Annotated in this window: 24 protein-coding genes and 1 CRISPR repeat array; of the genes, 14 read left to right on the top strand and 10 right to left on the bottom strand. The window is 55.4% G+C overall.

Annotated features, from left to right (window positions below; all coding sequences use genetic code 11):
• Nucleotides 1-99: 99 nt before the first annotated feature.
• The 8 genes from LI336_RS20450 to LI336_RS18440 all read right to left on the bottom strand — a co-directional run bounded on the left by LI336_RS20450 (nucleotide 100) and on the right by LI336_RS18440 (nucleotide 9831).
• A complete protein-coding gene (locus tag LI336_RS20450; RefSeq protein WP_227134643.1) occupies nucleotides 100-2424 on the bottom strand; it encodes a right-handed parallel beta-helix repeat-containing protein in 2325 nt (774 codons plus the stop codon).
• Between the two features lie 237 nt (nucleotides 2425-2661).
• Nucleotides 2662-2913, bottom strand: a complete 252-nt coding sequence (locus tag LI336_RS18470) for a HalOD1 output domain-containing protein (RefSeq protein WP_227134642.1) — start codon at nucleotides 2911-2913, stop codon at nucleotides 2662-2664.
• Between the two features lie 354 nt (nucleotides 2914-3267).
• Nucleotides 3268-4296: a hypothetical protein gene (locus LI336_RS18465; RefSeq protein WP_227134641.1), complete on the bottom strand. Its 1029-nt coding sequence runs from the start codon at nucleotides 4294-4296 to the stop codon at nucleotides 3268-3270.
• Nucleotides 4297-4612: 316 nt separating this feature from the next.
• Nucleotides 4613-5380, bottom strand: a complete 768-nt coding sequence (locus LI336_RS18460) for a class I SAM-dependent methyltransferase (RefSeq protein ID WP_227134640.1) — start codon at nucleotides 5378-5380, stop codon at nucleotides 4613-4615.
• A gap of 272 nt (nucleotides 5381-5652) precedes the next feature.
• Nucleotides 5653-6999, bottom strand: a complete 1347-nt coding sequence (locus LI336_RS18455) for a phosphohexomutase domain-containing protein (protein WP_227134639.1) — start codon at nucleotides 6997-6999, stop codon at nucleotides 5653-5655.
• A complete protein-coding gene (locus tag LI336_RS18450) occupies nucleotides 7000-7692 on the bottom strand; it encodes an NUDIX hydrolase (protein ID WP_227134638.1) in 693 nt (230 codons plus the stop codon). It abuts the gene before it with no gap.
• Between the two features lie 239 nt (nucleotides 7693-7931).
• Nucleotides 7932-8147: a homing endonuclease associated repeat-containing protein gene (locus LI336_RS18445; protein ID WP_227134637.1), complete on the bottom strand. Its 216-nt coding sequence runs from the start codon at nucleotides 8145-8147 to the stop codon at nucleotides 7932-7934.
• A 196-nt stretch (nucleotides 8148-8343) separates the two neighbouring features.
• Nucleotides 8344-8702: direct repeats of the CRISPR family, unit length 30 nt; unit sequence GCTTCAACCCCACGAGGGTCCGTCTGTAAC.
• Nucleotides 8703-9003: 301 nt separating this feature from the next.
• The gene (locus LI336_RS18440) at nucleotides 9004-9831 is read right to left on the bottom strand and encodes an IS5 family transposase (RefSeq protein WP_227134636.1); all 828 of its coding nucleotides are present in this window, start codon (nucleotides 9829-9831) and stop codon (nucleotides 9004-9006) included.
• A gap of 744 nt (nucleotides 9832-10575) precedes the next feature.
• On the opposite strand from LI336_RS18440, the gene LI336_RS18435 reads away from it, so the two are divergent.
• The 5 genes from LI336_RS18435 (at nucleotide 10576) to LI336_RS18415 (ending at nucleotide 13929) form a co-directional block, all read left to right on the top strand.
• The gene (locus tag LI336_RS18435; RefSeq protein WP_227134635.1) at nucleotides 10576-11268 is read left to right on the top strand and encodes a twin-arginine translocation signal domain-containing protein; all 693 of its coding nucleotides are present in this window, start codon (nucleotides 10576-10578) and stop codon (nucleotides 11266-11268) included.
• Between the two features lie 506 nt (nucleotides 11269-11774).
• Nucleotides 11775-12128 carry an HNH endonuclease gene (locus tag LI336_RS18430; protein WP_227134634.1) on the top strand — a complete coding sequence of 118 codons (354 nt, stop codon included), beginning with the start codon at nucleotides 11775-11777 and terminating at the stop codon, nucleotides 12126-12128.
• A 2-nt stretch (nucleotides 12129-12130) separates the two neighbouring features.
• Nucleotides 12131-12436, top strand: coding sequence for a hypothetical protein (locus tag LI336_RS18425; protein WP_227134633.1), 306 nt, complete (start codon nucleotides 12131-12133; stop codon nucleotides 12434-12436).
• 68 nt (nucleotides 12437-12504) lie between these two features.
• The gene (locus LI336_RS18420) at nucleotides 12505-13503 is read left to right on the top strand and encodes a Cdc6/Cdc18 family protein (RefSeq protein ID WP_227134632.1); all 999 of its coding nucleotides are present in this window, start codon (nucleotides 12505-12507) and stop codon (nucleotides 13501-13503) included.
• 153 nt (nucleotides 13504-13656) lie between these two features.
• The gene (locus LI336_RS18415) at nucleotides 13657-13929 is read left to right on the top strand and encodes a hypothetical protein (protein ID WP_227134631.1); all 273 of its coding nucleotides are present in this window, start codon (nucleotides 13657-13659) and stop codon (nucleotides 13927-13929) included.
• 3 nt (nucleotides 13930-13932) lie between these two features.
• Here LI336_RS18415 and LI336_RS20570 read toward each other — a convergent pair whose 3' ends face one another.
• Complete coding sequence (locus LI336_RS20570; RefSeq protein WP_497007375.1) at nucleotides 13933-14214, bottom strand: winged helix-turn-helix domain-containing protein; 282 nt, start codon at nucleotides 14212-14214, stop codon at nucleotides 13933-13935.
• A gap of 215 nt (nucleotides 14215-14429) precedes the next feature.
• Between LI336_RS20570 and LI336_RS18410 the strand changes: the two genes are divergently transcribed.
• The 9 genes from LI336_RS18410 (at nucleotide 14430) to LI336_RS18365 (ending at nucleotide 22774) form a co-directional block, all read left to right on the top strand.
• Entirely contained in the window at nucleotides 14430-14792 is a 363-nt protein-coding gene (locus LI336_RS18410; protein WP_227134630.1) for a hypothetical protein, read from the top strand.
• Nucleotides 14789-15058, top strand: coding sequence for a hypothetical protein (locus LI336_RS18405; RefSeq protein WP_227134629.1), 270 nt, complete (start codon nucleotides 14789-14791; stop codon nucleotides 15056-15058). Before LI336_RS18410 ends, LI336_RS18405 begins: the two co-directional genes overlap by 4 nt.
• On the top strand, nucleotides 15055-15432 hold the full coding sequence (locus tag LI336_RS18400) for a hypothetical protein (RefSeq protein ID WP_227134628.1): 378 nt from the start codon (nucleotides 15055-15057) through the stop codon (nucleotides 15430-15432). Before LI336_RS18405 ends, LI336_RS18400 begins: the two co-directional genes overlap by 4 nt.
• Complete coding sequence (locus LI336_RS18395) at nucleotides 15429-15866, top strand: winged helix DNA-binding protein (RefSeq protein ID WP_264475546.1); 438 nt, start codon at nucleotides 15429-15431, stop codon at nucleotides 15864-15866. The genes LI336_RS18400 and LI336_RS18395 overlap by 4 nt, the downstream gene beginning before the upstream one ends.
• Nucleotides 15863-16789 (top strand): hypothetical protein, encoded by a 927-nt coding sequence (locus LI336_RS18385; RefSeq protein WP_227134627.1) that lies wholly within the window; start codon nucleotides 15863-15865, stop codon nucleotides 16787-16789. Before LI336_RS18395 ends, LI336_RS18385 begins: the two co-directional genes overlap by 4 nt.
• 477 nt (nucleotides 16790-17266) lie before the next feature.
• Nucleotides 17267-18106, top strand: coding sequence for a hypothetical protein (locus tag LI336_RS18380; protein ID WP_227134626.1), 840 nt, complete (start codon nucleotides 17267-17269; stop codon nucleotides 18104-18106).
• Nucleotides 18107-18225: 119 nt separating this feature from the next.
• The gene (locus tag LI336_RS18375) at nucleotides 18226-20541 is read left to right on the top strand and encodes a tubulin-like doman-containing protein (protein ID WP_227134625.1); all 2316 of its coding nucleotides are present in this window, start codon (nucleotides 18226-18228) and stop codon (nucleotides 20539-20541) included.
• 181 nt (nucleotides 20542-20722) lie between these two features.
• Nucleotides 20723-21922, top strand: a complete 1200-nt coding sequence (locus LI336_RS18370) for a transglutaminase-like domain-containing protein (protein ID WP_227134624.1) — start codon at nucleotides 20723-20725, stop codon at nucleotides 21920-21922.
• A gap of 51 nt (nucleotides 21923-21973) precedes the next feature.
• Entirely contained in the window at nucleotides 21974-22774 is an 801-nt protein-coding gene (locus LI336_RS18365; RefSeq protein ID WP_227134623.1) for a nucleotide exchange factor GrpE, read from the top strand.
• A gap of 94 nt (nucleotides 22775-22868) precedes the next feature.
• On the opposite strand, the gene LI336_RS18360 is transcribed toward LI336_RS18365, so the two are convergent.
• The gene (locus tag LI336_RS18360; protein ID WP_227134622.1) at nucleotides 22869-24509 is read right to left on the bottom strand and encodes an Hsp70 family protein; all 1641 of its coding nucleotides are present in this window, start codon (nucleotides 24507-24509) and stop codon (nucleotides 22869-22871) included.
• Between the last annotated feature and the right edge of the window lies 1 nt (nucleotide 24510).

Below are 24510 nucleotides of genomic sequence, written 5' to 3'. Positions count from 1 at the left end.
ACCCATTCGACGGAGTTGTAGGTGACAACATGGCCTGCCAACGAGAAACGTTGAGCGGCGGCCACTGATGCCTGCAGTGGGTGACTGGTGATATCTTGTCTAGCGATCCGGGAGATCAAACGTGTACCACTGAAGCTGTTCACTCGCAAATCGAACAGTCTCACCATCGGCTCCGTCGACAGAGACGGTTCCCCTGATATCCCGCTCAACAGGCATCAACTCCATCTCAAGATGGTCCGACTGTTCGATGACGTCTGCCGGCAACGTCAAGCGAGTAACGGCATCCCCCCCACCGAACCATCGCCACGTACCGGAGTCAGCTGTTTCCGGTGAAAAGTACCCACGTTTGAGTCTAAGCCCAGACTCATCAGCTCCGATATCATACTCTTGGACGGTCGTGTCTCCGGCACGTAGTCGAACCCGGTAGCATCGCACTGTGAGATATCGACTGTTGGGCTCCGGCTGCACAGCCCGGTTGAACCTGAATACTACCGGAAGCCACTGCTGAAGGGAAACCGTGCGGGTCTCCCCATTTACTCGGAACGTGTTCTTGCTACTGGTGATTTCGCGACTATCGGTGCGCTGGCCGAACGCCTGTAAACGGGTACTGGGTCCCGCCACGGTATTGTCCGTGAGCGTAATGGCTTGAGAGTTAGCAATCGATACGCCATACGGGCCGTACCCAAGCTGGTTAACGTTCGAAATGCGGTTTCCTGATACAGCTACGTCTTCAGCGTTCTCGATGTTAATTCCGACACCAGCCGTCGTCTCGATCTCGTTGTCGCGGACCCTGATGTTTCTGTTTGGACGGCCGTCATCAGGCACATCCCGGCGAGTCAAGAGATGTACCCGAATACCAGCCGGCTCGTCACCCGAGAAGTACACCATCCCGGCTCGCCGAATCGTGTTCTCCGCAACCGTTACGTCGTCGACGTACCCCTTCGGCGCGAAATGTCGATCGTTATCGCACTCCAGTTCGACCGGGTTCCGGGAGGCCCCATCAAGAACATTATTCGTGATTTCACCGTGACGGGCAACGACGCGCACCAAAATACCCCGGTGGTCCCGCAATTCGTTGTTTCGAACAGTGAAGTTCTGGCTGCCCGTCTCTGGATTACCAATATAATCGCCGACTGAGAGGGTGCCACTGATCGGCTCCGCGAAGGTGATTGTTGCCGGTTTATCGCGACTGCCTGGCGAGGAGAAGCGCCGCTCGTAATCAGCGATCGGTGGTAACTCACCGAGTCTGACACCACTCTGGGATAGTGCTTCGAGCGTGTCCTCAGAGCTGACGACGAATGGATGGACGTTCTCGACCGCAACCGTACGGTCATCGAGAAGCTCACTTACGCTCGTGAACGTGTGTTGGACGACGATACTATCGTCCAGTAAGCGTTCGTGGTGACAATTCTCGACAGTTGTGCTGGACAAGCAATTGACGATGCGGATTCCGTCGGCATCCGACGCGATCTGGCGATCGCTGTCCGGGGGTGGAACAATTGTTGTACCCCGGAATACTGGATCCGAGCAGACAGCTGCAGAGAATACGGCCCCACCTGACGCGTGCACCGTGATATTCTCAACTGTTGGCTGCTCCATCTGGTAGAACGACAAGACCGTCCCCTGATTACGTGCGACGATGGTCAATCGGCGGCCTTCAGCCAGTCCATTTGGACTGACACCATCTCGAAGTGTTAACTCGAATCGACGGTCGGCAACGCGGTCAATACTCGAGAAGAATTTATCGAAGCTTCTCTCCTTACGGAATCCTTCTACCAGCGGACCATCCGGTTGGTGGACACTCGCCCAAACCCGATCAGCGGCCTCGAACATGGAATGGGAAAGCGATGGATAGCCGTGATCGAGCGCGAGTGTGATTCGTCGCTGGTCGGGTCCGAGATCAACGATTTCGCCCTGGGTGAACGGGACAGGGTCGTAATCCAGCGTAAGGTTTCGCACGGTCACGTCGCGTCCGCCAATAAAACGAAAGCCAGCCCGCAGCGGATTGCTGAATACGAAGGTCGCACCATTGCCCTCTATCGTGACGTCCTCAATGTCAGTGAATCGGGCGTGTTCGCGCTTGTCGCCACTAGAGACAGCCCGCAGCGGATCAAATTGATACGTCCCCGGGTCAATCTGTAATGTGGCGTCAGGTATCTCGCTGGCGGTTATCAGAGCATCTTGGAAATCTGCCAGTGTGCCACCTGAGAACACCTGTTTGCTGTCTCTCGTTGAGGTTGTTGGAGGGGAAGTCCTGGTCGATGTGGTAGTATCGGTGAATGTGACGGTTGTGGAGGTGGTGGTTTTTCGGTCGCTGGTGGTGCTATCCTCGTTCACCGAGTTACAGCCAGCCAATGATGCGAGCCCTCCGCTCGCTGCAGCGGCGAGCAGACGCCGCCGGAGAATTGGGAGCTTATCTGCCACGGTCTATAGTGTTATCCAACAAAGAGGAAATAAAGATGGTGGGAAGGACCCCTATCAGGAGAACCAGATGTGCCGCTGGTTCACGATTCTGGCCGAGTAGTATGCAAACCTACTGAGCAGATGTTTCACTGCGCATCAGCTGGTGAGAACCCTCCTTGATGCGTTGAGACGTTCTGGTAGATACAGGGAATATACCTACTAATCAGTCTGAATTGATATTTCACTACGAGGCGCTATTCACGCAGATTCGACTATGAGGTATTCCCCATTGTAAACCTCAATACAGGAGTTACTGAAAGCGAACGACATCCTGCGATTCCCATCCCCTGCAAATATGGCATCTAACGCGTCAGGGTCTACCGTCTCGTACAGTACCGGAAGGTTAGTAATAGCAGTATCTTCGACTATACCGACACTCGTGAGAACTGCTTGACTGACGGACTCCCCTGAATCAATTTCGTATTCCATTACCCAAGTGAGACTCGCCATACGGATAGTCTCCTATGATATTTACCCCCAGTGTGACTCTGAGTGACTAGTTCGCACACCTACCTAACGGCTATTCCAGCGAGACAAATGTTGGAACGATAGGACTTCAACAGAGCCGCACCTTCAGAGTTTGCTGGTTGCTTACCAGCTTTGCTCCAGAAGTGCGAATTCTGCTAAAATCCCTTCCAAGGGTCATTCCCATCTGACTTTGAGGGACCCCTTTGGGGGGAAAAGATACGATTTCTAATTGCTGGATTCACCAAGTGGAGTAGAAGCGACTTAATCGCTATCTGACATTGCTGGGTAAAATAGAACCTGAGCTACGCATTCGGTCCGCTGGAGGATAGTCACAAATCAACCGTCCGCTACGGGGGATATCCGGCCGTAAGAGAACAGTTGAGACTTCTCTAGAATATCGTTGAGCCTTGCTTCTACCTCCTTGGCATCGATCTCTCTATCAATCGCGTTCAACATCCTCACTTTCAGGCGCATCGATTTCGCGGCCCGTTCTAAATCCCCCAACGCTTCGAACGTCTCAATGACCTCGGTGAGGTCGTCAATCGACGACTCGATTTCCGCCTCAGCTTCGGGATTGTTACGTATCTTCCCGTTCGATAGGATACCATAGTTCATGCACCGGATTTCCGACCACGTATGTAAGAGTTGCATCCGATCTCTCCGCACCTCCTCTGATCCTGGTTCCGGGTGAGTGTCCAGCACATCCCAGGCATTCTCGATGTAATTCTCGGCTTCACCACGGCCCTGGAGTGTGTAGAGGAAGGCAAGGTGTCTCAGACCTTTGGCCTCAGCGAGTATGAGCCGTCCGCTCTTTTCATCCGTGGTCTGGCGTGCGATATCGACGCCTTTCTGGATGTTATCTATCGCGTCTTCGGTTTTGCCACACATATGTAATGCCCAACCCATATCGTCTATCAGGATCTCTACCCTATCGTCTGTTTCGCGCAGAACATTCGCAGATTGGAGTGCCAACTCCCCGATTTCGTAACGTACGTCGTGGTATCCCAAGATATGGAGAACGTGTGAGAACCGCTTCCGCAAGCTGATTACACCCATATGACGACCCTGTTCGTGTAACTCCTGGGTCCATGCCAGAACAGCATCCGAGAACATCTCGTCAGCCGATTGGTCCTCTTCATCTGACCCCGACGATTCATCCGTATACACAACCACCAACTCCCACATGAACCAGATATTGATGAATCCCGAGATGAAGAGGAACAGTGGAAGCCGCGTTCTAAAATAAATCAGTAGGACTTGGTACGCTGTCCCGACGGAGACAAACGCCGTGGCTCCGCGGCCCAAGGATCTAATTAACCCTATTCGTGACGACAGGGAGAGCTCTCCAAAGTTCATGTCTATCATAGCCACAGGGTGGTCTCTAAGATGTAGACGGGACCACCATCCGAGGTCATATAGTCCTGTTCTACTCTCGTCAATTATCAATTGAATGGTTTCCTCAGGGTTAGGAGCGCACAACTGGTCAGGCCATCCTCAGGGAATGGCTATCAATCGCAGTTGCCACTTGGTCCGTCAACCGAGATCTTATAGCGACACGGCTGCCGTGAGCCATCACGTACCGACGTCGTCTCGTAATGCTTGGGCGTTGAAGAGAACCAATCAGGATAGTAGGGACCAGCTGGAGGACACCCTATGGACCGGCATGATGGTCACTATCAGCCTATTCCTTCGTCGATGCGATTATGGTATATCGGCCTGTGAATTGGCCAACTGGCTTCCCCTCGTCGATTCTCCGGCGTATCGTTTCCACTCCTTTTTCGTACTCCTCGTCGTTGATGAGATGAAGCACCGATCCGTACTTATTAACGATGCTGCTTAGATATTTTTGAGGGTCCAACTCTACGTCGAAGGTGACCTTCTCGGATTTCACGTGCCTGAATCCGACATCGTCCAATGTTGTTTTTAGATCCTCTATCGGGGGGTATCTCCGGGAATTCACTTCGGCGACACTGGGGAAGAACCTGACCAGGTGGTGGTCATTGAGCTGTTCTTGTGACAACGTGTATATCCCCAGAGCACCACCGGGACGCAGAACCTGGAACGCCGAATCAAACGACTCGTTCAAATCATCAAGATGATGGACAACCGAGTTCAGTAGTGCGACGTCATATTTAGACCCGTTCTCGTTTATATCTTCGATTGCCGAGACGAGGTACTTCGTGTTGTCTGGTCTTCTGTCCGATTGGGTTCGGCCCTCATGCAGCATTTCTTCGCTCTCGTCAACGCACGTGATGGAGTCGAAATCGTAGTTCTCCATGGCCCTGAACAAACTGTAGCCAGTGCCCGAACCTAGATCGACGAGGTCGCCACCGTTGGTGCCCCTGGAGTCTTCAATCAGTGATAGTAGTTCATTGATTACCTTTGCACGTCTCCCGACCGAATTCATCCGCCCTTCCGCAGTGTCGTCGGCTATCTGATCATAATCCATGGTATCCTTTCTGCAAATATGGCCGTATTATAGAAACCCGCAGTTATCACTGATAAATAAATACAATCATTACAGGTTTGCCGGTTTTACGGAAACTCAAGGAGAAAGCCCCGCCCTTTAGGGCGGGGAGGATGTCAAGATGGCAAGAAGGACGAACGTGAGCGCAAAATAGCAACTGTCTCAACTCACTAAACGTTCCCAGCCTGATTTCCCCACCGACCAAGCCTTCCCGACACCGCGGCCCAACCACTACCGTAGTCGGGCCTATCGTATCACGGCCGCCCTTCGTCCAGGATGGATAATATCCTATCGTGGTGCTCTTTTGACAAGGACCATACCAGCAGTGAGAATTTGTCACTGGTCTCGCTACGGCGCGCAACGATGTGTAGGGTGTCTTCGAAGGTACACATCCAACCGGAGGGGAACCGATTGAACGAAGCGCTGCTACCGTTGATCCTCATCGAAGCCAGAGCTTCCGCGAACCCCGCAAGATCGAACCCATCCAAGGGGACCCGATACTCGCCCCCACGGTATTCGAGGCTGGCATGCTCTCGTATTTCCTTGATATGTCCGACGAAGTCGGGCGAGGACAAAGCAAGTGCTATCGCGTAGGGGGTATCGATACGGATTCCCCCAGAACCAGGGAAGAAGAAATGCCCCGAAATCTCTAGACCTAGCTCGGCATCCGATAATGACATCGCATCCGTAATCCTATCTCTACCGACCTCAGACAGGATGGTGTCGATACCGTGCAACTCTAGGAACGATTTCACCGCTGGGCTACATCGATAATCACACACGATCGAAGTATACCCTTCAGCCAGTGCTACTGCCGCTCCGATTTCATCGGGCGCGATCGGGCCAAGGTCAGGGTGGACTAGAACGACCCGATCACCATCTTCGTCAATAAGCACCCCTAATTCGGACTCGACCTCGGTAAGAACTCGCCGTACCGCTTCAGTATGCTCCTCGCTCCAGTTACTGGCGAATCTCGAAACCCACCTTCCAGAGGCGTCTTCTGAAGACACGTTATGCAGCTCTCGGATGTCGTGGCCTAGTGTCGAGAGGATACGGTTGGTCGTTCTCCCCCCAGCTGAACCGGGGTCCACGATCGCAATTTCCCTCCGAACCGGGTCGAAGGACGCGTCCAGAACACGTTCGGCGATGTAGTCGGCGTAGTCCGTCCGCCGTCCCGACTCATCCTGGTTAGCGAGTATTCTGAAAATCGGTGATAAACCACCATTGCAAAGTTGGCTACCTCCCTCAAACATTTTTACAGCAGTGTAGTAGGGACTCTGGTGGCTTCCCGAGATGAGCACGCAGAGAGAACGGATCCTGCTGGACAGGAAAGCCACTTCTGGCGAGCTTCTGTGGCCGACCACCGTCGAATCAGTGCCGCTTTCCACAATGTAGCCCCTGAGCTTCGAGGCGATCTCCGCGGATTTCGCCCCCGAGTCATGGGCTATCTCGATGTTCCCCAACCCATACGCTTCCATCAGATGGACCAACCCATCCGAAAGAACAGATAGCTTCTCGTCATCCTCGAAATACTCCGTCCTGTCTCGCAATCCGTAACGTCGGATAGTCTGGCCCCAATAGCTCTGCTCCCTTTCCCTCATCTATATTTGAATGTGCTTTTCGTCGTTGAGTATCCTCTTCGCGAGGATAGCCGATTTGAAATAGAAGCGGTCAATGCTAGGAATGAAATCGTCCCTCGTCAGTTTGAAATCGCCGTATTGTTTCTCTGGCTGATCTTCATCTTCCTGACTCACGAAGCTGTAACCGTGGCCTGTTTCGACATCCGATTCCCCAGAGAGTAGCCTGAGGCAAGCGCTCACAGGCATATATATGAGTCCCCCCACCTCGGGGTAACTCGCGTCGAAGTCGTCGATTTCTTTGTCAGAGAGGAGGAAGCGGACGTCTTGGAATTCGTAATTCTTCACACCCTCCTCAGCCTCCTCAACCTCGATCCTCGTGCCGGCATCTATCAGATCCTCAACGTCGGCTTCGACTCCCAGTTCTTCTCTGAGTTCTCGTAACCCGCCGTCCTCAAGGCTCTCTCCGACATCGTAATGGCCAGCGGCTGAGGTATCGACCTTACCTGGCCAGTTTTGTTTCCACTCGCCACGCCGCTGTAGGAGTACGGATCCGCCATGAATATCTGGGTTGACTATCCAGCAGTGGAACGTTCGATGCCAATCGCCGTCTCGATGGACTTGGGACAACTCTTTCTTCTCGTTGAGCGGGTTTCCTTGGGCATCGTAAAGATCGACCATCTCGTCTAACTGTTCCTTGTCATTATCTTCAGTCATGGTATCCTCTCACCAATAGATGATGAGAGTCGAACATTTATACTTTGGCGCTCATATGTTGTACATTGTTGATTTCAAAACGTTCCTCGGAACGCGTGCCTGAGTGCATTTCGCCCCATTTTTCTAGACGACTTCCACCGTAGTTGAAACCTTCTGAGAAACGTTGTTATCCGGGGCTTCGAGAGGCCTCCCATCGACCATCATCGACGCTGCGGAGGCAAGGGACGCTCCTGGGTGTACTAGGTGTCTGTTGTGATGCCAGCGGCGTCGAGAGCGGCGTCGATACTCCCAAATTCCACAGCGTAGGTGTCGGCACCGTAGTCCGTGTGTTTGTCGAGGTCCTCACGAGTCGGGACGCCAGTGACAGTCTGGTGGACGCGAAGTAATTCGAGGAGCAACTCGCGAGTGTCCACGCTGGGCGACGGTGTCGAGTCGGTGTCGGTGGCTGTTGACACGGCCTCCTCTGGATTGCTCCAGTCAAGCCCGTAGTCGCCTGTTTTGAGGTTCTGACTGTTCTCTTTGAGAACCCGCTGGTCAGAGTCTACATCGGTGGGGGTTGGGAGGATACCGCTGGGGGCGAAGTGCGTGCAGGGCGGGCAGACCCGGCGGGTCCCGACGTCGCGGATCTCGATTTCTGTGAGTGGCGTCTCGAAGTCAGCCCCACGAGTGTCCGTCTGTAACCGCTTGAATCCTAACGATTCTTCATCCGGCTAGCAGCTTCAACCCCACGAGGGTCCGTCTGTAACAAACTTCCAGACTTGGAACGCGAGCAGCACCAAGGAGGCTTCAACCCCACGAGGGTCCGTCTGTAACCGTTCCCGAAGCCGACGTTCGCTGTCTACCTTTGGGACGCTTCAACCCCACGAGGGTCCGTCTGTAACAGGCGTCGAGGAAAGCGGGCTATCTACTCAGATAACGCTTCAACCCCACGAGGGTCCGTCTGTAACAGCGACGCTGCTGGGCGCGTCAGCAGTGTTTGAGCTTCAACCCCACGAGGGTCCGTCTGTAACCATGCCCGATTCGAGGGCATATACAGGGCTATGTATGTGGTTTCACTTGGTCGTTCCCGTCGACCATCGATAGCCCCTGAACCCCCGGGGGGTCGATGGTACCTCAGAGAAACCGGGCGTCGTCAGTCGGATCGTCGCCGACGACGGTTCGGTCGACGTAAGAGTCCGAGCTCATCTCGTAGATGATGGCAGACTCATCGGCTTCGAGCATATCCGACAGCTCGTGGGAGATCGTCTCTAGGTCGCCTTCGGTAATCTTACGTTCAAAGGGCCGTGGTGAATCGCCAGACGTCGCTTGATTTCACGCGTTCACCGTCTGCTTGATGTTCTGGACGACACACATCAACACGAGTTCTCGAAACTCGCCGCACCAGGTTCGCGCACGCACGGTGTCGCCGAGCGTGCGCTTGATCGTCGAGAAGACGGTCTCACACATCGCTCGCTGACGGTAGCGAGGCCCATCGACCCGCGCGTTGTGCGCGTGGTCGATGGGCCGGAAGATGCGATGCTTTATCAACGGTCTCACGCCTTCTTCTCTGAGATTTTCGCGTAACCGCATCCAGTCGTAGCCTTTGTCGGCAGCGAGGCTGGTCAGGTCGCCCGCGTTGCGGCGGGCGACCTGCCAGCCGACCTTGGTGTCGTGTGGTTTCCCGGTGCTGCAGTGGACGTCGAGGATCGCTTGTGTTTCTGTGTCGACGAGCGCCGTCGCTTTCAGCGTCTGAACGCGGTAGTTCGTCCGGCGGCAGTAGTGCTTGCTGGCGCTTTCGCGGTCGAAGAATGTCGCGTCGATGGCGGCGTGCCCGCTCAGCTCGTGCAGCTCCGACGACAGTCGGAGCAGCACGCGCCAGAGTGCTGTTTTGAGCCTGTCAAACCACTTGATTAACGTCGAGTGATGCGGGAGATCATCCGCGTCAAGCCCAATCTCCCCGAGTATTTGCGGCATCTCGCTCAACAGATCCAACGAGACCCTGTACGATTTCTCCAGGTAAACCCGCAGACAGTGCAGCGACACCGCCGCGTAGTCGGCGAAGCCGCCACCCCCTTCGGGGGCGGCGACTTCGCCTCGTCCACCAACAGCATTTTTAGCTAACCGTACCGCCTTCTCTGTGAAGCGGGAGATCCTCGACATAGAGCATCGGCGGTTTCCCGCTTCAACTTCCTAGTTCTGACGGTCGAAACCGACGCCTTATAGCGATTCACCAGAGCCGTCTGAGCGCATTCAGATGTTTAGATCCCACATCAAGATGGCCTCTCACAACAATCGTCCACATTCGCTGATCCACGTGGGCAGGATACTCGAAGCCCGGAGTCTTCGAAAACACGTGGAAGGTGCGGACTGTATCATTGACAATGACTTGAGCCCGAATTCGCTGAATATTCTCCTCAATCCAGGACTGTTCATAACTGGTCTTCGGATACGGAAGTCCGGGCTCAAGCTCTTGATGATGTTCGAACTTCACATCCAATTTCGAGGAGTGTGACATCTCAATCGCCCCCTCCAAACATGCGTCTGGATTGAATGTAAGAGTAGTTCCAGGCTTGTTTCGAATACATGTTCATTGCAGAGCTCGCCATGATAGAATCACCGAGACCGACACCAAGTCAGCTCGAACACCCGTGTTGAACGCTCCTATACCAGCCTGAAGCGGAGCCCAAGGACAACAGAAGTTCAGAACGCCGACCGCCAAGCAAAAATCAAAGATACGGACGACAATCGTATCGTCGTGAATCCCTCGCCCAGATAGTGGCACAGGAAGAGTCTGTACCGGCAGAGGGTACGCTCGTGAACGCAGACGTTTAATCGAACTGCAGACCCCAGTGTGTCAGCTACCGAGTGTATAACGAAGTTCTCGTGCCTCACATTTCGACTGTTATGAGCAAAATCGACCGACGTGGCTTTTTGAAACAAGGCGGAATGGTTGCTGGGTTGGGGACAGTCGGCGTATCAAACGTGGGAACAGCGAGAGCAGGCAAACTCGGGGTTCGCGGGCAAATTCGAAAACCATCAGGGGGTCCTGCGCGAGGCGACCAAGCAGGCATCGTCGGTCGGCAGTTCCGGGTCGATTACCGGGAGACGAACAAGGGTGGCGTCTTCAGCAAGACGCTTGACCAACCGGACGAGGTCTTTATCGGGTACTACCAGACGGTCGAAGACTGGACGCGACTGCCAGCACCCGAACGCGATGGCGCTCCCGACCTCTACGCGCTCGCGAACCGAATCGACGTGACACACAAGCCCGTCAACCTCGGCAGCAGGCAACTCCCCGACGCGTACCTGTTGCAGGTGCTCGTCGTCGATGAGTCCGGAACGCCCGTGCCGAACGCACGGTTCCGGACCGTACACACGAGAGACGGCATCGGTTGGGGGTCTGGAACGCATACAACCAACCCTGACGGCCAACTCCAGTACGAAGACGCTCCAAACGCGGGCACGGAACTCGTCGGCAACGTCACCATCGAGATACAACCACCAAAGAACGACAACCGGTTCGTCGAAACCACCTACCGCCGAGAGATCGAGGTCACGAACCCACGGACAGAGACGTTTGTGCTGAACGAACTCTAGCCGGAGACTGAGCCACGTAGTAACCCCACGAGGGTCCATCTGTAACCGGGGTGATAAACGCGATTCACTGCCGGGGTGAAAGTGCTTCAACCCCAGACGAACCCATGAGGGATTGAAGCACCGCGACGTTCTCCTTCGTGAGCTCCAACGGGAACGGCTCCACAAGAGTGAAAGTCCGCGGGTCGGACCGTAGAACAGGCGAACAACGGACGGAGACGTTGCTAATAGATATCGGTCAGTGGGCCCGAACCGGTTCGGCAGCGCCGCGAGTTCGGCACCAGGCTGAACAAGAGGCTTTCAATCAGGGACTGAATCCTCAGCAGGTGTTCGGTATCGAGAGAGCTCACGACGTTGGGAGCTGTCCTCACTGTGGCGAACCCGTCGAACCTGCGGCGCTTCAGTAGAGATCGGAATTAGCGCGCTTGCTTTCTTTATCAGGCTCGGAAATCACGAACGGCAACAGCACTTAAGCCGTTTCCAAGAGCCTTGCAAAAACTTCGTCACGAATGTCAAACTTACTGTGGAAGTCGCTGGTTCGAGGGGCTTACAAAGCGGCTGGTCTCGACTCGCCGTACGCACAGACCGAATACGGCGTGAACTGGAGCAAGCAGCGCCGGAAGTGCCTCGAGCGGGACGACCACACCTGCCGGGTCTGTGGAACGAGTGCGGACGATCTCGGGCGTGAACTGTCGGTTCACCACATCACGCCGAGGTCCGAGTTCGACGGGACACCGCGGCGGATGAACGCGCTCGATAACCTCGTATCGCTCTGTCTGTCCTGTCACGGGACGTTCGAGAATCGATTCACGGACTGCTCGTCAGAGGAGTTCTCTCGGCGAGCTCGCGAACACCTCGATTGAACATGGTTGATATCACGAACCTGGACGTCCGATGTGCGTCCTGCGACAGCATCGTCTCCCCGAATGGGCCGAAGTACGACCAACATCTGAAAATTGCCGGCGCCCTCACGCTCGGGCTGGTGGGGTTCCTGACCGGTAGCGTCATCGGTATCGCGACAGCAGGCTTCGGGATGGCCGCGACACTCCCCCTCGGTGGGCTCGGGCTGTTCTTCGGCTACTTTGTCGGTGGATTCGCCGCACGCGCCCACGACGGCTACGACTGCCCCGACTGCGGCTCCGGTTTCGGAAGCTGGATACCGGGACGTTAATTCAGAACCACTTTCACTTTCACTGCGCCTGGCTCGCCCTGAAGTCTCCCCCTCGAAAAACGACAGACATGATTCAAAACGGACGCGCCCTCCGCCAGCAGCATGTCCCCAGTGAACTCGTACATCGCGAGGGCGAAGTGGACGCATTGACCGCGTCACTTGGCGGCGGCCCAAGCGGCATGACCGAGAACACAATCGTCACAGGCCCCTCCGGGGCGGGCAAAACCTCGACAACACGGTACGTCCTCAGGAAGCTCGAGGATGCACGCCTTGACGTTGAAACTGGATTCGTAGACTGCATCGGCGCCAACTCCTCCACCGGCGCCCTCGCAGGGCTGTTCAGAGACTCGGACCGGTCCGCACCGCTCGATCCGCGTGCCAACGCGCGGACTGTCCTGATCAATCGGCTCCGCGAGCTCGATGACGAGTTCGTCGCCGTCCTCGACGAGGCCGACGTCCTCGAGGACAAGCAAGTGATTCACGCACTGTATGGCCTGCCGAACGTGACGACGGTGCTCATCAGCGTCAATTACGACGATCTCCTCATCAACTGCGACACGCGCATCCAGAAACGCATCCGCACCTTCCAGCACGTCGAATTCGACCAGTATGGCGACGCCCAACTCGCAGACATCCTCACCAAACGCGCCAACGTCGGCCTCGTCCCCGGATCGATTGCAGAGGATACCATCTGGTATATGGCTGATCAGGCCGCCGGCGATGCCCGCCTTGCCATCACCATACTCCGCCTCGCAGCGAAACAATGTACGGACCGCCGCCAGGATGAAATCACGACCGACGTCGTCGACGACGTCGTGGAGAATGCGCGGAGTGAGATTGCGAGTCGGTACATCGAGAAGCTCAGCACACACCAACGCATCCTCTACGAGGTTATCAAACAGGAAGGCACAATCCAGGCCGGTGACCTCTACGCCCAATACCGTGAGCGTGCTTCAGACCCGATGGCCGAACGCACGCTACGGTCGTATCTCAACTCGATGGAACGCGAAGGCCTCATCGAACAACAGGGCGGTGGGCGGTACACCGAGTACGCACTCCCCGCCTGACCGACACAGAACCATCTGGCACCCAACTGGCTGCCACTTGATTCACCACGTTCAGGTTGTCTATCGAAGGCTCTCGAGGTGTGCGTGTGGAGGTTGATGCAAGTGGCATGCACGCGCTGCTGTTGAAGACCGACCCGTAGAAAGCGTGGGGGTATGCCTCGAGAAGCAGTGATTGAGACTTGGACTGGCGAAAAAGTGAACGTAAAGATGGCCCGCGGTCGCGAATACGACCATCGCGTCGAAATCTCTCACGAGGAGTTGAGCCTCCTCTATGGGGTTAACGAGACCTCGATGGGTGCGACTGCTGATTTCCTCGCCAAATACCGATTCGGCGAACTCGAAGCACTCTCCGGTGACGCCGACCGCCACCCAGACTGGGCCGACGCCGCCCTCCAAGAGCTGGACATCGGTGTGGTCCGAGCGTGACGATTACCCGTCTTCCTCGAGTTCAGAGACGTCCAGATTACCGGCGAGATACGCACGGCCGTGGTCTGAGATTTGGTAGATTCCAGCGTCTTCATCGTGATATTCGAGTAGACCGTGGTCGCGCAGCGTCAGGAGGTGCTTGCGGATTGCATCTTGACCCCAGTCTGTATTCGCCGCTACGACTCGCGGGGTCATACGGAGTTCTGAGGCTCCACCTTCGTTCGACAGTAGTTCGAGGATGTCTCTGTCAACTGGGGTCATCCACGATGCGAGACGGGGCCGCATTGGTACGCCCAGCGCGGGCAAGGGGTTTCAGCGTTTTCATGAGAAGGTTTTCGTACATGTATCGGACCATCCAATACACTATATTGTGCATAAAAACTAATAACCTTCCCATACACTCCACTGTGTACGGCGAGAGCTTGCACGTAGACCCTGCGCTCTCTGGGCGTGGGTCAGCACGAGAATTGCGGGCCCCGATGCTAGGACATCGGGCCCGCGTGGGCTCCGTCGAGATAGGCGACGCAGCCATGACCAACAATGCTAGCGCGGGAGAAAAACCTCCCGCACCGACCGACGCACAACCCACCAACCACACCACCGTCGCAGACGCCATCGAGGTCCACCAACTCCACGAGGTCACACCCTCGGGAATCGAGACGACCACGCGCCTGCTGATCGCGGATGGCGTTGACGCCGTCGTGGAACCAGTTGCGCATCAACTCCTCCACGCGTACGACATCGACGTTGAGGACCACGGAGTCGACGTCGTGGCGCTCGAACCCGATGGCGGCCACCACACGCGCTGGACGTACGGCCACCAGGTAGCCACCCGCGCCCAAGGCGGGGGTGATGGCGCGTGAGCGAGGATGCAGAGTTTGGGGTGACGGATGCGTGTCCGTTCTGTGATGCGGGCCCGGAAGCCCTCTACCGGCGCGGCCCCGGCTTCTCGAAATCCCAACGCTCGGTCGACCCCGACAAAGACTGGTACTGCCGGGACTGCCACCAGGCCTTCGACGACCCCACGCGGCGGCCGCGCGGCCATCCGGGTGGGTTCACCGAGGGGAGTCTCGCCCACCAGCTCGATCAGGCCGACCCCAGCGACCTCACCCCGGGTGACCAACGTTGACCCCCGAACCCGTCGACGTCCACGGCCACCGCCTCCGGCCAGGCACCACCCTCGCCCACGACCGCCTCGGCCCCATCCAAATCACGACCGTTACCATGGGTGCCGACGGCGACCCCAGGATCGAAGTCCACCCCATCAACAGGCCAGCCAGGGAGTGGTTCGTCTTCACCCTCTCCGGCCTCCGCACCACCTGGGGCAACACCATCACCCCCACCACCAACCACACCGACACTACCGCAATCGAGCGGGTCCGGAATCCGGTCCAGACGGATGGTGGGCGTGTGATCGACGATGAGCACGAGTGCACTGCACGTATCGACCAGCAGACCGACACTGAGCGCTGCCAGCTCTGCGGCGCCCTTCTCACCCAATGACCGACACCACGCCTCCCACGACCTCGCAGTCCAACCAGCCCACCACCACCACTACAAGTGAACCCCAGTTGCGGTTCGACAACCTCAGCGGGTTCCAACGCGACATCCTCCGCACCCTCTATGCACTCCAGGCTACCCACCCACAGGCCAGCGAACCCGCCACCAGCATCCGCGAACACCTGCGGGCCTACCCCCACTACACCGACGACGAACCCTCCTCCAGTCGCTTCTACCCCACCACCCTCCGCCTCAACGACCGCGGCTGGATTCATATCCAACCCGACCTCGAAGACGCCCGCCGCCGCCACTACCACCTCACAAAGACCGCCACCACCCTCCTCGACGCCATCACCAGCGCCGAACCCAACCACCCCAACACCTCACAGCCAGCACCCCACGCAGACCCCGACACCAACGGAGGTGACCCCCAATGACCGACCACTCGGACCTCGAAGCGCGACTCGACGCGCTCGAAACCCAACATGAAGAGCGCATCGCAGAACTCGAAACCCAAGTCGCAGACCTCGAAGAGCAAGTGTCCACCCTTGAGGGAGAGGTAGACGAGCGTGAACAGGAGGTTGAAGAGTTAGCGGCGGCGCGGGATCGAGAACAGCGGAAACGGCGGGGTCTCGAACACACCATCGCACACGTCGAACGCGCCCTCGCCGATTGCCTAGACTTTCTACAGACCGACGTCTGGGACCTAGAGGACATCGTCTACGGCGACCTCGACGGCGCCACCGCCGACGCCCACGTCCGCAACGACGGCGACGTCTTCACGCGCATCAACAAGCTCGAAACGTGCGTCGAAGAAGTCGCCCACGGCGAAGTCGACGCCGCCAAACTCGCCGCCCAACAAGCCAGCCCCGCAATCGACGACCTCACGCCCCTCCACCAACTCTACACCACCGCCACCAACCTCGAACCCCACCAACACGACCTCACCGCAAACCAAGAAATCGCCGCCCGACTCTTCCCACACCTCGCCCAATACGCCACCCCACACGGCGACGAACTCCACCTCACCTCCAACAAACTCCGCGACGTCATCGAACGCGAAATCGCCACCCCAGAACTCGCCAAACGCCTCGACGTCCGCCACCCCAACCGGAACACCATCCGGCGCGTCATGGAGTTCATCGGCCGGTTCGGCAAAGACCTCCTCGAGTTCGCCCCCGCCAGCTCTGATGACCGGCGGAACGATCGGAATCTCGTAATCATCGACCGCGACAGCTGGCGCGACTACACCCAACAGTTCACCGACTGCGGTGACGGCTCTATGGTGACCGCCGGTGGCGGGGGTGGTGGCGAGAGCCAGCAGGTCCTCACGGACGGGGGTGACGTTACGCTGTCGTAACAGGGTGCAGCCGATGGCCGTAACACACCGCCGTGGGCGATAGCCCCCACATCCCATCCAGACCACAGCTTCCATCGACACCGCGACTGTAAACTGCAGTCGACTAGCGTCGGGTCCGTGGACTCGTCCAAGACTCGTCCGGGTTTGGACGAGACCCTGGCGGCTATTGGAATGTTACGGCCCAACCAGCGGCCACGTTACGACAGCGTAACGCCGCATCCCACCCCACACCTGATGACGCCAGCCCACCGATCGAACAAGTCCGCTAGCTGGTTCTTCATCGTCTCCCGGCAACCAGTCGGATTCAAGACTGGAGCATCCTCAACTCGAGCATCTCGCCACGTCACACTCGACCGATCCACACCATCACTTCAGGGATGGATCGGCGACAATGGCTGTGAGTCTTCGAAGTGCAATACGTGGTGGGCGAAAAGAATAATTACTCGTTGTCTGAATGGACTACCTAGAATTTGTAAGATGATGCTCGATCGAAAGCGAGTGGGGCTTGTGGTGCTATGTTTTGCCCTCATGCTGTCTGTGACAGTTGTTTCTGCGGAATTGAGCACTAGTTCCAGCACCAGTTATGAGGGAGGGCAGGAAGCAAATGACCAAGCAATCACGGTGACGTATACGTTTTCGCCGGATGGCAGTAAGATCTCCAACGTGGTGATTAATTTCAGGGCTCAACAACGAACGCTCTTACAAGGCGGGACGTTCAGTTATACGGTCCAACCTGGGGCAGCAGAAATCAACGTGACCAATGCGGGAAGAGGGGAGTTTCGAATTGATGAGCTTGGTAAGAACGAGGAGATAACGTTCACGTATACGGTGTACCCGAAGAATATCAAGCAGGAGTCCATCGAGGCTTCGAGCGTGGATATCCAGTATGTTCAAAACGGACAGGAGCTCACTCACGAGGAAACGATCACCGCTAATCTCTCCTCTTCTCCGTGGTACCAGCTGCAGGAAAAACAAGATCAGCTAGAGAGTGAGCAGAGCGGGCAAGCTGTGAGTTTGGGTATTTTCGCGGGGGCGCTGGGATTCGGGGTTTTGGGCCTCATTGCAGCTGGGGTGTCTTACCGGCGTATCGGTTCGCGAGTGCAGGATGAGCACGACACGTTCTCGAAAGAGTTGGAGCGGGTAAAGAGCAGAATCGACTCTCCGGGTGCGGAACGCAAAATTCAGGATTTGATCGATAAATATCAGTCGGACGGTGGGGCCCCCGGGCCAACACCTGCGGGAGACCAATCTGGTGGGAGTTCGATTGATGATGATGATGAGGATGATGATGGTGGCCTTGAGCCACCCTCGGTGTAGGGATTGAGTGAGGGGTGACTGCCTTGAGGGCGTCTTCGTAATCGTGTTGGTTATACGTGGGTAGTATGAGCGGGTCCGGGGCCCGAATGTTTATGTGAAAAAGCTACAACGTGTTTGCCATGACGACGAACCCTACGATTGTAATTGGTGTCGGCAGAGGAGGGTGCAGGATGGCTACGCAGATTCATGACTTTGTCACGAGTGAAGAGAAGAACGCAAAGTTCGAATTCATAGGGATTGATACCAAAAACGACGACCTGAAAGAATATACAAATAACGACATGAATAGAATCGCCCTGGATACCCCGTCGAGTATCTGGGGAGCTCAGAAAGAAGAATACTCATATCTACACTCGGATTACGAACTCGAACCTACAGGGGGCGCAAAACGCCAACGGCCGGTCTCTCGCTACTACATCGATAATATCCAAAACTTCGAGAATGTCTACAGCCGCCTAAGCACTATCATCTCCGAGTTCGTCGATGAACGAGGAAATGACTTCGACGAAGAAGAAATGGACGGAGCCAACGTGTGGCTCGTCAACGCATTAGGAGGCGGAACCGGGAGTGGCACCTTCCCGTTATTAAGCTTCATGCTGCGGAATATTCTGGACGAAATCGATGAAGCATTCTTCGTGGGTGGCGTCGGATCACTCCCCTCGCTAGGTGACGAAGATCTCACTCTCGGGACGGAAGGGAACGCAAACTACTATGCGAACGCGTACGCCGCCCTCAGGGACCTGATGTACATCGTAGACTACGACGACGCTGGTAATTACCCAATCTCAATCCCCATTGAAGCTGACGTCGGTCCCAGTGAATTCACTGTCGAAGAGTCTCCCTTTGACTTCTACTCCCTCCTCGCGTTCCGGGAAGGTGAAATGAGTCAAGACTACCGAGAACAGATGAACAACACCGTCGCGACACTCATCTGCCTGTTCTCGGAGATGGGAGGGATCGAGAACTTCCAGAACGATCCAAACATCCCCGATTCGATACTGCACTCCATCGACGGTGGCATCTTGGAAGTGCCAGTACGGGATCTCGATAAACTGCTCGATATCAAAGATCGCCAGGACGCACTCGAGGTGGAACTCGATTCAGTTGCGGATGAATTAGAGGCATACCGTGAGGACAGAGACTATCTCCAAGATGTAGTCGACCTCCACACCGGCGAAATCCCCGAAGAGAGTTCACCTGTCGAGGAGAAAATAGTGCGAACGGCTCGTAGTCGAGCACAGTCCCTTGACCTCGAGTACTTTGACGAAGAAACGCTGATAGAGGAACGCAACCGGTGCCGGGAGCAAATCCCCGATTTGAATCGGAATTTCGAGATGGACAGTGTCGGCGATTATCTGTTCTATAATGAACTGGCGGAGATCATTAGAACAAAGATTCGTGAACATTCGTTCGAGGAGGAGATTGAGAACGAGTGGAGCCAATACAGAGGGAAAATCAGTGATGCTGACCGACTTGACGAGATGGATGCGCGCGCGAAGTGGGAAGACGGCCTCCAGCGGTTTTACGCGAACTGGGAAGACACGCTTCGTGAAAAGTACGAGAATCTTGGAGGACATCGCCTATTTAAGAAACGGGAAATCAGTGAGACACTCGACCAAGTTGAGTCCCGGAATACGCAGCTTGGCGGACTCTATAATACATATCGACAATTAGATGATGCGAAGGAAGTTGTCGAAGCCCGGCGCAAAGAGTGTCGGGAAACGCTGTTGGAAACGACCAGTGAGTATACTGACCACCTCGAGAGTCTAGAGCAGGAGCAGCTGGAACTTGAAACGGAACAGGCCCAGTATGAGAATCAGCGAACTTCCATCGAGAATCGGTTGAGCGACTTCTCCAAGTCTCAACATACGACGTTGCCGTTCACGAACTTCGAGACGTTCAATCGTCGGATGATCGAGGAAGCGGATAGTATCCAGTACTTCATCGACCGAGGTGTCGTGACCGAGTCACAAGTCGCACACGCGCTGAATTACCTCATTGACTCGCTCGAGGAACCAGTCCAAGACTTGGAGACGTACAATAAAACGGTCAATGTCTTTGATTACCTCGGAGTGATTGCGACGCGTGAGAACCAGAGTCTGATGGATCTGGACGCCGAGAATCGCCAGAAGCTCTCAGGGCAAGTGGACTCTTTCAACTGGGTTCGGTATGAGAATCTTCGAAATCAGTTCGTCATCCGTCTGGTGTCGATGTACGGTAGAATAGCGCTGGAGAACACGAGTGAGTATCAGACCTTACACGAACACTATATGGCCGAGTCGGAGTCCGTCAAAGACTTGCTGAATATCGATGAGGATGAGGATTATATGCCGAAGAAGTTCGCATATCCCGAATTCCACGAAGAAGATACGAGAGTCCAGACGTATTTCGGATTAGCGGATAATATTGCAACACTCAATGAAGATTCTGAATAGCCTCTAACGAAGGGCGTTGTGACTCGATAACGCCCGCAGTGCAAGCTTCTGGATTGCCGGTTCTTCTGGATTGCTTTCGATTGAGACTCGGGATTTGGTGGACGTCTCATCGAACATTGTGTGGGAAATATCTAAGAGACTTGGATAGAATACGTCAAGTAGACAACGGGCCTCTGAATGTATGAAGGACAACTCAAGCGATACATCTCGGGTCACTTTGACGGAGATGGTTCAGGATTTAATGGAACAGCGGGAGCAACATTCGGAAGAATGGCTCCGGGAGCAACTTGCAGTCCTAGATGATGAACGACGTGAAAACCACGGCTCAGTCTTCTCGGACCTGTTTGGTGAGGATGGCTTCCCCGACGATATAGACATAACCATAACGCCGCCAGGCACGACCAAGAACAGGGAGTACGATGCCGACTGGGACCCGTCATTCCAAGGGTGGTCAGGCTGCTCGAAACCAAAGCGCTCCAACCAGGAGGGAGGCTTTCTTAGGCGGTTCACGTGGCAGTTCCGAGGTGACTATGAAACGTGGGAGATGGAGGTCCCCGGTCATTTGTTCGAATACTATACAGAGCGTACACGGACACGGAATTTCGGGACCTACATTGGAGACCCGTTCGATAAGCCGTTTCTTTCCCAGCTCGCGAACCGGATTCGGTCATTCGGAGAGAAAGTTGGGCTCAGTCAGCGGGAACAGATAAACGCAGCAATGCGCTTTGTCCAAAGTCTTGAATACACACCTGACGACGTGACGATGGGGCAGATGGAATACCCGAAATATCCCATCGAGACGCTTGTCCATGATGGCGGTGACTGCGAAGACACGTCGATTCTACTCGGTGGGATCCTTCGAGAGCTCGGCTGTGAGGTCGCTCTTTTAGTCCTCCCGAACCACCATCATATGATGCTCGGTGTTGCGCCGTCCATTGACGCGGATGGCGCTTACTTTGAGCACAACGGAACGAAGTACTACACCCTCGAAGCGACGGGCCATGGTTGGGACCTTGGTGAGATGCCTAGACAGTATCAGAATGCCTCAGCACAGGTCTATCCCGTTGGGAAAGACCCAATACTGGTACATGAGTGGGAAGCAACGCCACAGTCAGATGGCTCGGTTGAGGTCTCAGTGCATGTCGCGAACTTCGGTGATGCCCCAGCGGAGAATCTGGATGTCATCGTCGAGTTTCAGGATGATGATGACACGATGCTCGCCCGAGAAAGGCTAGCAGGTGATGTGGAACTCCTCCAATCGAATACGAAACAGTTGGATTCACAGGTGCTGCTTCCAGATGACCGGCGAATCCAGGGCCGTTGCGTTCTTTCCATTGGCTATCTCCCCCACGATGTGAGTTCGAGCGAGTTTCACGGATAAGCCAGGGGGAAAAGTAAACATGTATGGTGGCCAATATACGGTTGAACGTTCATGGCTGACGACTACGAAGGTGGTCAAGAAGGGAGTGAGAATGATGAACAGGACACCCAATCATCACGGAGCGATAGCCAACCAAGGGGAAGAACCATCCCATCCGATCAGGGGGACGGATCGGATCAGGAGAATGGCGACCCAGCAGTGAGCGGTGATGGTCCGGTAGAGAACGCTCAAACCGGGAATGAGAGTGAGCAGTCGGAAAGCCCTGATGGACCGGGTGAGGTGGACAGTTCCGAAAAGGGCCAGCAAACAGCTGCCGGTTCGGATGAGTCAGCAGTCACCGAATCCGATGGGCAGAGAACTCATGCCGACATGGAACCGGAGGCCGAAGATGGTGAAGATTCAGATGATGATACCGAGGTAGAGGATCTACGGGAGGCCCTTTCTCAGACCCAAAATAGGATAACTAAGCTCGAAACCGAGTTGGAGGATTACGAACGAAGAAATGAACACGAGCATGAGGAACTCCGGAAATACACTGTTGAGGAACTCGCAAGTAATATGTTACGGGTCAAGGATATGTTGGGCGATTCGATCGAGATGGAATCTCTTGAGCCGGATACTGAGGAGCGTCTGCGGATGGTCAAGAAACAATTCGATAAGGTCCTCACATCGGGTCGAATCGAACGGATAGAACCAGAAGAGAGTGACGAGTTCGATGACCGACTGCATCGCATGATGGAGAAGGTTTCGACCAGCGAGTACGAATCAGAGCAGATTACTAAAGTGTTGGAAGTCGGCTACAAGACAAATGATCGGGTCATTCGGCCAGCACGGGTTGCGGTTGCAAAGTAGCCACGCAAGCGGTTCACCCCGGTGAATAGCGTGAACTGGGCAGGACGGACTTAGATTCGAATTTACTTCAGAAGCCAGCGGAACAGGAGTGGGGTTAGAGGTCGAAGTCCCCGTTCACAGTCTCGCCGCTTTCCTGGTCGATGGCTTCGACATGAAGAATGCCGTCTTTGTCTATGTCGTAGGTGACTTCGATTCTCGGGACACCAGCGGGGCGTGGCGGGATGTCGCTCAGGGTCACCTCACCAATTTGTTTGTTTTCACGTGCTGTATTGCTCTCGCCTTGGAAGACTCCGACTGGGACTCTGGTCTGATCGTCTCTGGTTGTAGTGTACAGCCCGATTCCAGTGGCATCTTCTATGCTGGTCCCTTGCTCGATGATGACGTCCATGCTCCCGTCTTTGAGTTCGGTGCCCAGCGAGTGGGAGATGATGTCTGTAATGGATGGCCCGGTTGGGGTTATACTGTCTCCATCGTCGCTGTCGCTACCACTGTGAGCTTTTGCTTGGTGTGCCTTGCGCTCGTCTTTTGTGTCGAACGTCTCGTCACAGTTTGTGCATTCGAATTTATCTGAATCTTCCTCCGTGTGGACCTCGTCGTAGTGTTCGTTGAGTTTCAGCAGGGCGTCGAACTCTTTCCCACAGGTTCGGCAGCGGTAACCGGTTTCTATCTCACGTTGTGCGTATACTGCTGCCCCTTGGGCGACAATCTTGTCGGGATCTATGGTCTTGGTAGGTTCAAGCCCAACGAATTCCTCGAGGCGGTCCTGTATCGCCGGCATCATTGTGGACCCTCCAACGAGGAGTACGTTGTCGATGTCGTCGGTGGTGAGTTCGGCTTTCTCGAGGGCTTTTTGAATCGGATCTATGGCTCGGTCACGGAGGTCAGCAGTGATGTCCTCGAAGGTGTCTCGTGTGACCGTTTCCTCGATTGTAACGATTTCACCTTCGATTTGTCCGAGGAACGGTGCCATCGCTTCGGCTTCTGTGTCGCTTGAAAGTTCGATTTTGGTTTGTTCTGCTTCTGTACGGAGATTGGCCGAAATCTCGGTATCGTCACGGATATCGACTCCGTGTTCATCTTCGTACCGTTCTGCTAATAACTCCATCAGCGCCCGGTCGAAGTCAGCGCCACCAAGGTTGTTGTCGCCGTCCGTTGCAAGTACTTTAAACTCGTCGTCGGCGACATCGATGATGGAGATGTCGAGTGTTCCACCTCCAAAGTCGTATACGAGTAAAGTTTCGTCGAGGTCTTTGCCGTTTCCGTATGCGAGTGCTGCAGCGGTCGGCTCGTTCAGCAGATGAGTTTCGTCGAACCCAGCGTTCTCGGCGGCTGTCTTCGTAGCGGCTGTCTGGTTGATCGTGAAGTAGGCAGGCACGGTGACGACTGCCTCAGAAACATCGTCTTCGAGATACTCCTCGGCATCGCGCTTTAGCTTCTGGAGGATTTCAGTCGACACCTCGGGCGGCGTGAAATCTTTCCCCTGGATCTTCTCAGTGTAATCTTCCTCACCCATGTGCCGCTTGATTTCTCTGATTACCTGATCGGGTTCAGCGGGTTCCCGAGAAATTGCTCGCCGTCCAACGAGGGCGTCACCATCCTCGTCGTAGTGAACGACAGAGGGCGTTAGTCGATTCCCTTCATTGTTTGAGAGCATTTGGGGGTCTCCGGCCTCAACGATTGCCATCCCACTGTTTGTCGTACCCAAATCGATTCCGAGAATTTTTTCACTCGCCATT

This window comes from Halorubellus salinus, from assembly GCF_020567525.1.
Lineage (GTDB): Archaea > Halobacteriota > Halobacteria > Halobacteriales > Natrialbaceae > Halorubellus > Halorubellus salinus.
This window is presented reverse-complemented; position numbering and strand designations above follow the sequence as displayed.